At 64.5% G+C, this 234-nt stretch carries 1 pseudogene; it reads right to left on the bottom strand.

Annotated features, from left to right (window positions below):
- Window positions 1-62: 62 nt before the first annotated feature.
- Window positions 63-234 (bottom strand): annotated as a pseudogene (locus AC0IY1_RS25645) (MotA/TolQ/ExbB proton channel family protein); the annotation flags it as partial.

The following is a 234-nucleotide window of genomic DNA, read 5'->3' as shown; positions in this document are numbered from 1 at the left end:
GGTTGCTGTCAAGGATTGGCGCTCGCACGACGCAGGAGCGTATCTCGGTCCGGTGGCAGTGATCACTCGGCAGCGGCACGGCCATGCACGGCCCGGTCTCGGGCGAGGCGATTGCCGAGACTGCCGATGCTGGAGATGAAGCTGGACTGGATCCGACTGACATCGTTGATGAGCTTGTTGTCCGCCCTCACGGCCGGGATCGCGACGATGAGACCGATGGCCGTGGCGAACAGG

This window comes from Methylobacterium sp. AC690 (assembly GCF_979256535.1).
Note: the sequence above shows the minus strand (reverse complement) of the source record. Positions and strands in the feature narration are given on the sequence as shown.